This is a genomic window from Shimia sp., assembly GCF_049116215.1.
GTDB lineage: Bacteria > Pseudomonadota > Alphaproteobacteria > Rhodobacterales > Rhodobacteraceae > Shimia.
Map to the genome: position 1 here is coordinate 75,751 of NZ_JAGDZB010000008.1, position 12,434 is coordinate 88,184.

The 12,434-nt window shown below is 56.2% G+C and carries 13 protein-coding genes; 4 read left to right on the forward strand and 9 right to left on the reverse strand.

All coding sequences use genetic code 11. From position 1 onward, the window contains the following. The first annotated feature begins 128 nt into the window (after positions 1-128). Complete coding sequence (locus tag JXR15_RS20715; RefSeq protein ID WP_422055095.1) at positions 129-956, forward strand: DUF6473 family protein; 828 nt, start codon at positions 129-131, stop codon at positions 954-956. A gap of 72 nt (positions 957-1,028) precedes the next feature. On the opposite strand, the gene JXR15_RS20720 is transcribed toward JXR15_RS20715, so the two are convergent. The 7 genes from JXR15_RS20720 to JXR15_RS20750 form a co-directional block, all read right to left on the reverse strand. Beyond that, a complete protein-coding gene (locus JXR15_RS20720) occupies positions 1,029-1,958 on the reverse strand; it encodes an electron transfer flavoprotein subunit alpha/FixB family protein (RefSeq protein ID WP_422055096.1) in 930 nt (309 codons plus the stop codon). Then, complete coding sequence (locus JXR15_RS20725) at positions 1,958-2,716, reverse strand: electron transfer flavoprotein subunit beta/FixA family protein (RefSeq protein ID WP_422055097.1); 759 nt, start codon at positions 2,714-2,716, stop codon at positions 1,958-1,960. Before JXR15_RS20725 ends, JXR15_RS20720 begins: the two co-directional genes overlap by 1 nt. A 246-nt stretch (positions 2,717-2,962) precedes the next feature. Then, positions 2,963-3,535, reverse strand: a complete 573-nt coding sequence (locus JXR15_RS20730) for a cob(I)yrinic acid a,c-diamide adenosyltransferase (protein WP_422055098.1) — start codon at positions 3,533-3,535, stop codon at positions 2,963-2,965. 4 nt (positions 3,536-3,539) lie between these two features. Further along, positions 3,540-3,743, reverse strand: coding sequence for a twin transmembrane helix small protein (locus JXR15_RS20735; RefSeq protein WP_422055099.1), 204 nt, complete (start codon positions 3,741-3,743; stop codon positions 3,540-3,542). Between the two features lie 79 nt (positions 3,744-3,822). After that, complete coding sequence (locus tag JXR15_RS20740) at positions 3,823-4,656, reverse strand: SDR family NAD(P)-dependent oxidoreductase (protein WP_422055100.1); 834 nt, start codon at positions 4,654-4,656, stop codon at positions 3,823-3,825. Positions 4,657-4,684: 28 nt separating this feature from the next. Beyond that, complete coding sequence (gene bfr / locus JXR15_RS20745) at positions 4,685-5,173, reverse strand: bacterioferritin (protein WP_422055101.1); 489 nt, start codon at positions 5,171-5,173, stop codon at positions 4,685-4,687. Positions 5,174-5,487: 314 nt separating this feature from the next. After that, positions 5,488-6,114, reverse strand: a complete 627-nt coding sequence (locus JXR15_RS20750) for an SH3 domain-containing protein (protein WP_422055102.1) — start codon at positions 6,112-6,114, stop codon at positions 5,488-5,490. Between the two features lie 160 nt (positions 6,115-6,274). On the opposite strand from JXR15_RS20750, the gene JXR15_RS20755 reads away from it, so the two are divergent. Next, positions 6,275-8,620 (forward strand): DNA topoisomerase IV subunit A, encoded by a 2,346-nt coding sequence (locus JXR15_RS20755; RefSeq protein WP_422055103.1) that lies wholly within the window; start codon positions 6,275-6,277, stop codon positions 8,618-8,620. A gap of 314 nt (positions 8,621-8,934) precedes the next feature. Beyond that, positions 8,935-9,234, forward strand: a complete 300-nt coding sequence (locus JXR15_RS20760; RefSeq protein ID WP_422055104.1) for a hypothetical protein — start codon at positions 8,935-8,937, stop codon at positions 9,232-9,234. 20 nt (positions 9,235-9,254) lie between these two features. On the opposite strand, the gene JXR15_RS20765 is transcribed toward JXR15_RS20760, so the two are convergent. Then, entirely contained in the window at positions 9,255-10,073 is an 819-nt protein-coding gene (locus JXR15_RS20765) for a DUF2189 domain-containing protein (protein WP_422055105.1), read from the reverse strand. Positions 10,074-10,137: 64 nt separating this feature from the next. Further along, the gene (locus JXR15_RS20770; protein ID WP_422055106.1) at positions 10,138-11,520 is read right to left on the reverse strand and encodes a cytochrome P450; all 1,383 of its coding nucleotides are present in this window, start codon (positions 11,518-11,520) and stop codon (positions 10,138-10,140) included. A gap of 127 nt (positions 11,521-11,647) precedes the next feature. Between JXR15_RS20770 and JXR15_RS20775 the strand changes: the two genes are divergently transcribed. Further along, entirely contained in the window at positions 11,648-12,283 is a 636-nt protein-coding gene (locus tag JXR15_RS20775) for a hypothetical protein (protein WP_422055107.1), read from the forward strand. The last annotated feature ends 151 nt before the right edge of the window (positions 12,284-12,434 follow it).

Consider the following 12,434-nt stretch of genomic DNA (forward strand, 5'->3'; position numbering starts at 1 on the left):
TAGGCCTGCGGGCGCGGAACCTGCAAGAGGGCAGGGCCTCTAAAACTTGCCTCAAAGTGACCCATTAGCTTTTTCGCAAGGGCTTTCGGCGATTCTCTATCTTGGGTGAGAAAAGTAGTGGTGAGAAAATGTCTTACGAGAAGATGTCGGGCACCGAGCTCAATTACGAGCCGTGCCAATATGGGGAATCGCGTTTATTGTTTCGTGGTCCCAAAAAGGAGTTGGATGCTCCCTTTGTTGCGTTTCTTGGGGGTACTGAAACCTACGGAAAATTTGTACCCCAGCCGTTTGTGAGTCTTTTGGACGCGGCTTTGCCAGTAACATGTGTGAATTTCGGATATGTGAACGCGGGCATCGATGCCTTTCTGGCTGAACCGTCGGTACTGCACACTGCACAGCAATCGGACGTGACCGTGATACAGGTTATGGGGGCACAGAATATGTCCAACCGGTATTACAAGGTGCATCCGCGCCGGAATGATCGCTTCATCGGCGCGTCAAACATGATGCAAATGGTGTTTAACGAGATCGACTTCAGCGAATTTCACTTCACGCGACATATGCTGGGTACTCTGTGCGCCCGTGCGCCCGATCGCTACGCGATGGTGCGGGATGAGTTGCGCATGGCGTGGAGCGCGCGCATGAAGCTGTTGCTGAACACCATTGGCGGCAAAATTGTGCTGTTGTGGGTGGCAGATCATGCGCCAGAAACCGCCATGGGCACCAGTGGACTGGGACCCGATCCGCTGTTCGTGGATCGGTTTATGATCGAAGAGCTGCGCCCAATGGTGGATGACATTGTGGAAGTGGTGGTGAGCGAAGATGCGCAAGCCAAAGGGATCGAAGGCATGCAATGCACTGACATGGAGCGGGTTGCGGCGCAACGCATGTTGGGGGTCGCGGCCCATCAAGAAACGGCCGAAGCGCTTCAGAAAGCGCTCTCGGAACTGACCTAGCACCAAAGCACGGTGCCAACAAAAAAGGCCCGCCAGGGTGGCGGGCCTTTGGTATTTTGGAGCTGTGTTGGCTTAACCGAGTTTCTCGGTCAGCGCGGGCACGGCGTCAAACAGATCGGCAACCAGACCAAAGTCCGCAACCTGGAAGATTGGCGCTTCTTCGTCTTTGTTGATGGCAACAATGATCTTGGAGTCCTTCATGCCTGCAAGGTGCTGAATTGCGCCGGAGATACCCGCTGCAATGTACAGCTCAGGAGCAACCACCTTACCGGTTTGACCCACTTGCCAGTCGTTTGGCGCGTAGCCGGAGTCAACTGCCGCACGGGACGCACCAACAGCGGCACCCAGTTTGTCAGCAAGAGCTTCGATGATTTTGAAGTCTTCTTCCGAGCCAACACCGCGGCCACCGGAGACAACCACACCTGCGGAGGTCAGTTCTGGACGATCGCTTTCAGCTACTTTGTCTTCAACCCATTCGGACAGGCCGGGGTTGTCAGCTGCATCTGTGGTTTCCACAGAGGCGGAGCCGCCTTCACCAGCTGCGTCGAAGGTCGAGGTGCGGAAGGTGATGACTTTGGTCGCGTCCGAGGATTTCACAGTCTGGATTGCGTTGCCGGCGTAGATCGGGCGCTCGAATGTGTCTGCGTCAACGACGGCGGTCACATCAGACAGCACCATCACGTCCAATAGCGCAGCCACACGTGGCATCACGTTTTTGGCGTCGGTGGTCGCTGGGGCCACGATGTGGCTGTAGTCGCCTGCGAGCGAAACGATCAGCGCAGCTGTTGGTTCCGCCAGGCGGTGGCCCAAAGATGCGTCCTCGGCAACCAGAACTTTGGCAACACCGTCGATCTTAGCGGCGGCTTCACCAGCTGCAGCAGCAGAGGCGCCAGCGGCTAGAACGGTCACGTCACCCAGCGCTTTGGCGGCGGTGACAGCTTTGGCGGTGGCGTCCAGAGCCAGTTCGCCGTTGTTGACTTCTGCGAGAAGAAGAACAGCCATTACACAGCCCCCGCTTCTTTGAGTTTCTCAACCAGCTCGTCCACGGAGCCTACGATGATGCCAGCAGCGCGCTCAGATGGCTCGGATGTTTTTACAACTTCCAGACGCGGCGTGACATCCACGCCGTAGTCACCAGCGGTTTTCTCATCCAGCGGCTTTTTCTTCGCCTTCATGATGTTTGGCAGGGACGCATAACGCGGCTCGTTCAAACGCAGGTCTACGGTGATGATGGTTGGTGTGTTGACCTTGATGGTCTGCAGACCGCCATCCACTTCGCGAGTTACAACAGCTTTGTCGCCGTCGATGTCCACTTCGGAAGCAAAAGTCGCTTGGGACCAGCCCAACAGCGCTGACAACATCTGGCCTGTGGCGTTCATGTCGTTGTCGATTGCCTGCTTGCCGCAGAGAACAACGCCTGGCTGCTCTTCTTCGACAATTTTGGCTAGAATTTTGGCAACGGCCAGCGGCTCGATGTCCTGGTCAACGCTGTCCGCAGCCACAACCAGAATAGCGCGGTCCGCACCCATGGCCAGAGCCGTGCGCAGGGTTTCCTGAGCTTGCTTCACGCCAATTGAAACGGCGACGATCTCGTCCGCTTTGCCTGCTTCCTTCAGACGGATGGCCTCTTCAACGGCAATCTCATCAAATGGGTTCATGGACATTTTCACGTTGGCGAGATCGACACCTGTGCCATCCGCTTTCACGCGGACCTTCACGTTGTAGTCAATCACGCGCTTGACAGGTACCAGTACCTTCATGGGCGTAGGACTCCTCAAAGTTTGTCAAAGCCGCCTAAGGCAGCTCATCGGAATGCTCTCTCCGCGTTGATATAGTGTGCGGCGCAGCTGAAACAGAGCAAAATCGTCACGTTTTAGGGCAACGACGTCGCGTACCAGCGTTTTCACGCCACGTTTCTTGCAAGAATGTTTCCGCACTGCAGAAAAGTTACGTAAGGGGAATTTGCGTCAATGGATTTGTTGGCGCTAACGGCATGATTCAACCTTTCAGCGATTCGCTCCTGGCACCCAAAGCACGTCTGCACGGCCTTCATCATTGGCAATGCGCGCAGCAACAAAGAACCAGTCGCTGAGGCGATTGAGGTAGGTCACAGCATCGGCATTGATGTCTTCTGTCTGGGACAGTTCAACCGACAAGCGTTCGGCACGACGGGCGACGGTGCGGCAAACATGCAGCTGTGCCGCCAGCGCAGACCCGCCGGGCAGGATAAAGCTGCGCAGCGGTTCAAGCTGGGCGTTCATCACATCAATTTCGGTTTCAAGGCGTTCGACCTGTGACGCGACAACGCGCAGCGGCGGATATTCTGCCTCCGCATCTTTAGCCATGTCTGGCCTACAAAGGTCTGCGCCCAAATCAAAAAGATCATTCTGAATGCGGGCTAAAGCTGCATCCGCGTCCCCGTCCGCATGCAGGCGGGCAACGCCTAGAAATGCGTTTAGCTCATCCGTGGTGCCATAGGCAGCCACCCGTGCGTCGTGTTTGGCAACGCGGTCTCCATTGCCCAAGGCGGTGGTGCCTTTGTCGCCGGTCCGTGTGTAGATCTTGTTGAGAACCACCATGAGATCACCCTCCGCTGCGCAGCCAGACAAAGCCGACGATCAAAACCACAGCCACAAATTGCGCCATTAGGCGGAGGCGCATGATTTTGTTGGCATACTTTTTGTTGAACTCGCCACCTTTGGCGAAGCCGCCAATACCAACCAGCAAAATAAACAGCACGGCAAGGCATGCCACAGCGGCAAACCAGAACAGGGGATCATTGGCCATTTGAGACTCCATCTTCAGCGGTGACACCGGTGTAACTTGTCATGGCGTGGAACTGAACCACCTTTGACATGACGTCGCATCAGGCCTTGGAGACCACCCAATCAAGCAGCGATGTGGGGAGCACACGGCGAAATACATTCATGACATGGGCAGGGGTGGTCACCCGATAGCGCGCACGGGGGTGCTTGGCCTCCAGGGCATGGATCAGCTTTTTGCAAACGGCCTCCGCCGGAAGTTCAAACGGGTCGAGGCCTTCCTGCTTTTCGGTGAACCGTTTGACCAGTCCTTGCCTGTAATCCTCCGCGAAGGCCGAGTTTTCCCAATCAATCCATTCAAAGAACTGCGCCGCGTTGTTTTTGCGCATATCTGACGTGATCGGGCCTGGCTCAATGAGGCTGACGTGGATTGGCGTGTCGCGCAGTTCAATTCGCATGCTGTCAGTTAAGCCTTCGAGCGCGTGTTTGCTGGCGACATAAGCGCCACGATAGCGCATGGATACATAGCCGAGAACCGATGAGTTTTGCACGATCCGGCCATGTCCCTGCGCCCGCATTACCCGAATCACCTGTTGGGTGAGGTCATGCCAGCCAATGATGTTACTTTCCATGAGGTCTCGCAATCCATCGGCCGGTAGATCCTCAATGGCGCCGGGCATGCCGCGGGCCCCATTGTTGAAGAGAGCATCCAAAGTGCCGCCCGTTGCTTTCAGTGCCTCGTGCAGTCCAGAGCGAATACTGGCGCTGTCTCGCAGTTCGATATGTGGGCTTTCGAAGCCTTCCGATATCAATCGCGCGCAGTCCTTTGGATTGCGACAAGACGCAAACACACGCCAACCGCGGGCCCGCAAACTATGTGCTGCAGCCAATCCTATGCCGGAGGAGCAGCCGGTAATCAAAATGGATCTTTGTGTCATTTCTTTTCCGGTTGCCCAGCTATTAAGGTTAGTCGTCAGCTTCGTCGGCGCTGTCGGCGTTCAATTGACCGTAGTTTTGGGCGCCAATCGCATCGTGAAGCTCAAGTTGCGTTTCGAGGAAGTCGATATGCCCTTGCTCGTCATTGATCAACTCTTCGAAAAGGCCCATCGAGGCGTAGTCACCAGCCTCTGCACAGAATTTTCGGGCTTCATTGTAGAGCGCAACAGCTTCCATTTCTGCTTCGAGATCACACGCAAGCGTCTCACGAACGTTTTCACCGATCCGCAGCGGATCCAAGGTTTGTAAGTTTGGGTGCCCCTCGAGAAAAATAATGCGGTCAATCAGCTTGTCCGCATGCTCCATTTCTTCGATGCTTTCTTCGCGCATCTTCTTGGCCAGTTTGCCATAGCCCCAATCTTTCTGAAGACGGTAGTGCAGCCAGAACTGGCTAACTGCGGTGAGTTCAACCCGCAGCGCCTTGTTGAGATACTCGATAACCTTTGGATCGCCCTTCATTGCCAATACTCCTTCTGGCTGGCTCACTTCGCAACCCGCGAAGCTCTGCTGGTACTTCCAGATTAGTATTGGTGCGCATCTTGGCAACAAAAAGCTTCATGCAGCCGCCGCACTCCGGCGATTTTCCGAGGGCATGATAAATTTTTCCCGGAGTGATTATGGTCGCTTCATCCGCGCAGCGCATCCAATCAATGGCGGCGTGAATGTCATGGTCGCTTATCGTTTGGCAATGGCACACAATCATAGGCTCGTCCTTGCTGGATGAGCTGTTAATTTACTAAATCAGTCAGCAAGTCAATCCTGACTAAAATACTCTAATTGCTTGCGGCGATATCACGGGCGGTGAGCATCTTTGCTGCCATCCAACCAATTCGCCCGCTGCCCGTGTCACGCAGTTTCACCCAGCCGGACCCGTTTTCACGGAGGACTTCGACTTCGCTATCGCGCGCCAACACCGTCAGTACACTGTAGGATGTGCCGGGCCCTCCGCGCATATTCACGCGGGAGCCGCGCACGCGTCGAAAATCCTTTAATTGCTGAGTCTCCAGCGCCAGGGCAACCGAGTTTTCAATGGCTGCGTCCGTAGCAATCGAACTTGCAAGCACTGGCGTACCAGGAGTCGCAAAAGAGTCCAGCCCGGTTGCCAAAGACGCAATGACGACCGGCGCGGCCTCAGGCTGCGCCTCGCTTCCAGCAATCGCAACGGTTGTCGGCAAAAGCTCGGATGTTTCAGCGGTATGGGTGACCGCTGGTGCCGCCGTGACTTTGGTAATTGGTACAGAAAGGGAGGCACGCGAGACGATAGTCGCATCTTCAATTTGCCGAGGTGTACTGTCCTCGATCACTTGAGCGCGCGATTTGGGTTCGAAATCAGACCCTCCGCTGAGCTCCCAAAATACCCACCCCAACAATGCAAGACTTAGAAATACAAACTTATTCACAATTCAACCCCCAGGAGAATCACCTGTTCACACACCAGTGTCGGCTAACAGGTTCTAGGAAAGGTTTACACTGCGGATATCTTATCATGTCGGGGAAAAAATCACGAGTGTTCCCTTGCATCTGCTTTACCGGCGCACCGTCAAAAGCTATCAGCAGGGTATGACTGATCTGATCGATGATGACCTCCCTTCACAGAATGTGACCGAGCCGCTGCGACGCGCTATTGGTGACCGCTACCTGACCTATGCGCTGAGCACGATTATGCACCGTGCTTTGCCGGATGCGCGGGACGGGTTGAAGCCAGTTCACCGGCGTATTCTCTATGCAATGCGTGAACTAAAGCTTAGCGCGACGGGCGGCTTCCGGAAATCGGCGAAGATTTCCGGCGATGTGATGGGCAACTATCACCCGCACGGTGATGCGGCGATTTACGACGCCATGGCGCGTTTGGCACAAGACTTTAACGTGCGGTATCCACTGGTCGATGGTCAGGGGAACTTCGGCAATATCGACGGTGATAACCCGGCGGCGAGCCGATACACAGAAGCGCGGATGACTTCTGTTGCAGAGGCTCTGCTGGATGGGCTCAACGAAGATGCCGTTGATTTTAGGGAAAATTACGACGGCACTCTGCGCGAGCCGGTGGTTTTGCCAGCAACATTTCCCAACCTTTTGGCCAATGGCTCAAGCGGTATTGCTGTGGGTATGGCCACCAACATTCCGCCGCATAATATCAGTGAGCTGTGTGACGCCTGTCTGCACATGATCAAAACGCCGGACGTGCGGGAAGATACACTGCTCAACTACGTGCCGGGGCCGGATTTCCCAACCGGGGGCGTGATTGTTGAGCCGCCCGAAAGTATTGCGCAGGCGTATCGCACAGGTCGTGGGTCGTTCCGTCTGCGCTGTAAGTGGGAGAAAGAAGATCTTGGGCGTGGGCAGTGGCAGATTGTGGTCACCGAGATCCCGTATCAGGTTCAAAAGTCCAAACTGATCGAGAAGCTGGCGGAGCTGATCCAGACTAAGAAGGTGCCCATTCTCGCCGATGTGCGCGATGAATCGGCAGATGACATTCGCGTGATCTTGGAGCCCAAAAGCAAGAACGTTGAGCCAGAAGTGCTCATGAACATGCTTTATCGCAGCAGTGATCTGGAGATTCGATTCTCTTTGAATATGAACGTCTTGATTGATGGGGTGACGCCAAAAGTCTGCTCCATGAAGGAAGTTCTGCGGGCGTTTTTGGACTTCCGCCGCGAGGTTCTGATCCGTCGATCCAAGCACCGGATGGAGAAGATTGATCACAGGTTAGAAGTGCTGGATGGGTTCATCATTGCCTTCCTCAACCTGGATCGTGTGATTGATATCATCCGCTATGACGATGCGCCCAAACAGGCGTTGATGGCGGAAAATTGGGATCTGGATCATCCGCGTGCACGAGATGAGAAAGACTACAAATCGCCGCTACTAGGCTCCGACAAGACGCAACTCTCCGAAGTGCAGGCCGAAGCCATTCTCAACATGCGACTGCGCAGTTTACGGCGTTTGGAAGAGATGGAACTGGTGCGAGAACGCGATGCGCTTCTGGAAGAACGTGCTGGAATTGTTGCGCTTTTGGGCAGTGATGAGTTGCAATGGCAGCGTATTTCCGAGCAGCTCAAAGAAGCTAAAAAGACCTTTGGCAAAGACTACGAAGGTGGCGCGCGGCGCACGGTGTTCTCTGAGGCGGCTGAGGTTGAAGAGGTGCCGATTGAGGCCATGATTGATCGTGAGCCCATCACCATTGTCTGCTCTGAAATGGGGTGGATTCGGGCGATGTCAGGCCACATTGATCTGAAACGCGAGTTGAAGTTCAAAGACGGCGATGGGCCGCGGTTTATCTTCCATGCGGAGACCACGGACCGGCTTTTGATGTTTGGCTCCAACGGGCGGTTCTACACGCTGAGCGCGGCGAATTTGCCGGGCGGGCGCGGCATGGGCGAGCCTGTTCGCTTGATGGTCGATTTGCCGAATGAGGCTGAAATCATTGATATTTTCGTGCATAAGCCGGATCGCAAGTTGCTGGTGGCCAGCAGTGCGGGCGACGGGTTTGTGGTGCCAGAAAAGGACGTGATTGCGCAGACCCGGACGGGCAAGCAGGTGTTGAACGTCAAAGACGACAACCGCGCGATGATCTGCCATCCGGTGGCGGGTGATCACGTGGCTGTGGTGTCCAAAAATGGCCGTTTCCTTGTCTTCCCAATTTCCGAAATGCCAGAACTTGGCCGCGGAAAAGGTGTGCGAATTCAGAAGTATAACATGGCGCGCGGGCGTCAGGGGACGCTGGAGCTGGACGGCGGGCTGTCTGATATCACGACCTTTGAATGGGAGAACGGTCTGACCTGGTCGATGGGGGGCAGTGGCAAAACGCGGCATGAGCCGGACCTGTCAGATTGGCTTGGGAAACGGGCCGGGGTGGGTAAGAAAGCCCCCTACGGGTTCCCCAAAGACTACAAGTTCGACACATAAATTTCGGGGGCCGTTGCGTCCCCGTTTTTCATTGAAATGGCACGTCGGTATTGTGTCGGTATCACGACTGTTTTGCGGAGGTGCGCGTTTTTGCTGAAAAGCGACAGGCGCAACGGTCGGTGTGACTACGAATCGTAGCGATTCTGCGCGTTTGGGTTGAGTGCCTAAAAAGCCGTAGGGGACACAATTTGGAATGTGTCTGGCTCAAAGTCCGAAATGATTGGCGGCTTGTCTCAAGGTAAGATTCCTTTGCATCGCCATCTCTCTCTTTAGGAGGGAACGAAGCCCTCTTCTGAATTGCGGAGGGAGATGACATGTCAGATTGGATCGCAAAAGGAGCAGAGCGCGCCTATTGGGACGCCTGCAGGACCGTTGCCGAAGGAACCTATTTTGTCGAGGGGTGTTGGGCATGGAAGGCTGATGACGAACCGTCTGAAAATGTTTCTTTCGAAGTGACCTCTTTTGAGGGGCAGAAAGAGGTTGAGGTTATTCAGGCACTGAACACGCAATACATTGATTGGTGCGCGGCGAGCGGTTTCAAGCCGCGCAAGACATATGCTTTTGAGGGTCTCACAGAAACGCTGGATGGGCGCGCGATAGATCTGCGCGCCTGACCGATAGCAGGGGCATTGGGCTAATCGACTGTCGGCTCCACAGCCCGTTGATACAGATGCCACGTGGTGTGGCCTAAAATCGGTAAGCTGAAGATCAACCCCAAGAAAGCAGGTACCAGCGACAGCAGCATGGTGGCGGAGATGATTGCGGACCATGTCAGCATGACCACGGGGTTCTCTTTGACCACGTGCACAGAGGTCAGCATCGCGGTCACAAAGTCGGTTTCCCGATCCAACAGCATCGGCATGGCGATCACGGTCACGGAAAACAGGGCTGCGGCGAGCAGGGCGCCGGCGCAGGTGCCAATCGCGAGGAAGATCCAGCCTTCAGGCGTGAGGAAGACCACGTTTAGGAAACCGGCGAAGTCGGAGAAAGACGCGTCCTGTAGGACGATCGCGAGCCAGAGGCGGATTTGGTAGACCCAGACCCAGAAGATGAAGAGCGTTACAAAGGCCATCCAGCCCAACTCGCGTGTGCGTTGGCGGGCCATGACGGTGAGGATGTCGGACCAGTTGAAATTTTGCCCCGTTTGGCGGCGACGGGACATTTCATAAAGGCCTGCGGCGGCAAAGGGCGCGACCAGCGGGAAGCCAACTGAGGCCGGGATGATCATCCAGATTTTCCCAAGCCAGGCGAGACACCAGACAAAAAGGATGCCGAAGGCGGCATAAAACAGGCCGAAGAAGCCGCTCATCACAGGGTGGGCGAGGAAGTCGACAATCCCGGCTTTGAGCGCATCGGTGATGTCTTGCGGCGTCAGTTTGTTGGTGTCGGGGACGAGCTGCGGCCGTGGGGGCAGCTTTTCTTGCGCGCTGGGCTTGGTGGTCTCGGATGTCATGACATGGGCCTCCCTTGGCAGGAAGTGTGCGGCATGGGGCGGCGATCCGGCAAGGGGTGTGTTCTCAGGTTAGTGGTGTCGCTTGCAACCAAACGCCCCCTTCAGGGCGCAGGGTGAGGATCATCACAGGTTTGGGCGGCTTGCCCTCGACCAGGTCAAAACGAAAGCGATTGAGCAAAGTGGCGAGCACAATCACGGCTTCCTGAATGGCAAAACTGGCGCCGATGCAGATGCGGGGGCCGTCGCCGAAGGGCAGGTAGGCGTAGCGGTCGATGACTTTGCGGTCGGCAAAACGCTCCGGTTTGAACGCGTCGGGGTCGTCCCAGAGCAGGCGATTGCGCTGCAAGGTGTAGATCGGGATCATGACGGTGTCGCCGGGGCGGATGTCCCGTGCACAGAGCATGTCATTGGACTGTGCGGTGCGCGAGATAATGCCCGCCGGTGGGTAGAGGCGCAGGGTTTCATCGATGATCTGACGCACGAAGGTCAGCTGCATGGCCTGTTCACCAGTGATCGGGCCGTCATCGCAGATGTCGGCAATTTCGGCGCGGGCTTTTTCCTGTACGTCCTGGTCAAAGGCACAGAGATAAAGCGCCCAGGCGAGGGTGAGCGCTGTGGTTTCGTGGCCTGCCACAATAAAGGTCAGCAGGTTGTCGCGCAGTTCCGCAGTGTTCATGGTTTTCTTGGTTTCCGGATCGACACCGGCGAGCAGCAGATCAAGCAGGTCGGGCGTGTCCTTGGCGCCGCGGGCTTTTCGGGCTTCGATTGCGGTGTCGGCGACCTGCTTCATGTCGCCCACGGCGTTGCCGGACATCATGCGGCCGGGACGCGGCACCCAGTCGGGCACACCCAGCATATCCAAAAGCGAGATCTTGCCCGCCTCGGCGATGTAGTCATCGATGGCTTGATGCACTTTGGAGCTGTCAAAGCTGCCATCGCCGGAAAATGTCACTTCGCTAATCACGTCAAAGGTGGTCTGCACCATCTCACTCATCATATCGACGGCCTGGGGGGCTTGGTCTGCGATACGGGTGGCGGCGCGCTCGGCGGCCTGGGCCATGACCGGGGCGAGATTGGCGATGTTGCGATGGGTGAACACCGGGGCAGCGGCGCGGCGTTGCCAGCGCCAGTGGGAACCTTCGGCGATGAACAGACTGTCGCCAATCGCCGGGCGCAGGATGTTTTTGGTGGCTTTGGACTTTGGGTAGTCGTCAACCTTCTCCAAAAGAATGCGGCGGATCGCACCCGGGTCCATGACCATGTGCCAGCGAATGCCGGTGCGGCCGGAAACCATGGGTTGGCGCACAGCCAGTTCCGGCAGGATCGAGAGCAGGTTGCTGCGGGCGGCTTTGAGCGAGCCAAACAGGCCAAGCGGCTCGGTCGCGAGCTTGGCGTGCACGGGCAGGGGGGGCTTTGTGTCGTCAGGGACGGGCGCGGGATGAGACATCATGGTTCTCCTTACGCACCAGAATAGGCGAGGGATCAGAGCACACAAAGCCTTTGATTGCGCGGGCACAGGCAATCCGATATGTCAGCCGCTAATAATTGAGGAAGAGCGGCGGAGAATAATGCCCATGATCAGACTGGTAGCATGCATCGCGGCATTGGCTGCGCTGGTGTCTTGTACGGCGCCCACAATTGAGGTCACGGATGAGACGCTGGATTTGGGCGATTTTGTGCTGGGCCACAACATCGTGGTTGCGCCGGATATTCAGAAAGGCCCGCTGTCGCGTGAGGCGGACACCGAGGCGTTTATTGCCAGCATGAAAAACGCGATTGATGCCCGCATGGGGGCCGCGCGCTATGACGGTACGCGGTTGGTGCATTTTGGTGTGAACATCAACGGCTACGCGCTGGCGCAAAAAGGCGTGCCGCTGATCCTGCAGCCAAAGTCGGCGATCATCCTCACCGTGACGGCGTGGGATGACCGGGCGGGCGGCAAGTTCAATGAAGAGGCCAAAGAGATCTTTGTGTTGGAAAGCTTCACCGGATCTTCGCTGATTGCCTCCAGCGGCTTCTCGATGACCGCGGAAGAACAGATGGCCAATTTGACCTACAATGCGGCCCTTCAAATCGAAAAATGGATGCATGAAAACCGCGCCTGTTTGGTGGATGATGTGTCGGCTGCAGACCTTGCTAACTGTTGGAATGACAACAAAGACGAGGAAATGCGGAACCGGCTGCGCGAGCATAAAGAGCGCCAGGGTTAAAGCAGGCTTGATTTTTTTCGCGTTAGGCCATATGTCGCGCGCGGTAGAGGAAAACGGGTCAATGTGACCCAACCACAATGAGAAGGCGCCCGAGATGGCTAAGGAAAAGTTTGAGCCCAGTAAACCGCACTGCAACATCGGCACCATTGGT

What these genes read in the sequence shown, in the direction of transcription:
- JXR15_RS20715 (WP_422055095.1), top strand. Translation starts at nt 129, where the DNA reads ATGTCTTACGAGAAGATGTCGGGCACCGAGCTCAATTACGAGCCGTGC.
- JXR15_RS20720 (WP_422055096.1), bottom strand. Translation starts at nt 1,958, where the DNA reads ATGGCTGTTCTTCTTCTCGCAGAAGTCAACAACGGCGAACTGGCTCTG.
- JXR15_RS20725 (WP_422055097.1), bottom strand. Translation starts at nt 2,716, where the DNA reads ATGAAGGTACTGGTACCTGTCAAGCGCGTGATTGACTACAACGTGAAG.
- JXR15_RS20730 (WP_422055098.1), bottom strand. Translation starts at nt 3,535, where the DNA reads ATGGTGGTTCTCAACAAGATCTACACACGGACCGGCGACAAAGGCACC.
- JXR15_RS20735 (WP_422055099.1), bottom strand. Translation starts at nt 3,743, where the DNA reads ATGGCCAATGATCCCCTGTTCTGGTTTGCCGCTGTGGCATGCCTTGCC.
- JXR15_RS20740 (WP_422055100.1), bottom strand. Translation starts at nt 4,656, where the DNA reads ATGACACAAAGATCCATTTTGATTACCGGCTGCTCCTCCGGCATAGGA.
- bfr (WP_422055101.1), bottom strand. Translation starts at nt 5,173, where the DNA reads ATGAAGGGCGATCCAAAGGTTATCGAGTATCTCAACAAGGCGCTGCGG.
- JXR15_RS20755 (WP_422055103.1), top strand. Translation starts at nt 6,275, where the DNA reads ATGACTGATCTGATCGATGATGACCTCCCTTCACAGAATGTGACCGAG.
- JXR15_RS20760 (WP_422055104.1), top strand. Translation starts at nt 8,935, where the DNA reads ATGTCAGATTGGATCGCAAAAGGAGCAGAGCGCGCCTATTGGGACGCC.
- JXR15_RS20765 (WP_422055105.1), bottom strand. Translation starts at nt 10,073, where the DNA reads ATGACATCCGAGACCACCAAGCCCAGCGCGCAAGAAAAGCTGCCCCCA.
- JXR15_RS20770 (WP_422055106.1), bottom strand. Translation starts at nt 11,520, where the DNA reads ATGTCTCATCCCGCGCCCGTCCCTGACGACACAAAGCCCCCCCTGCCC.
- JXR15_RS20775 (WP_422055107.1), top strand. Translation starts at nt 11,648, where the DNA reads ATGATCAGACTGGTAGCATGCATCGCGGCATTGGCTGCGCTGGTGTCT.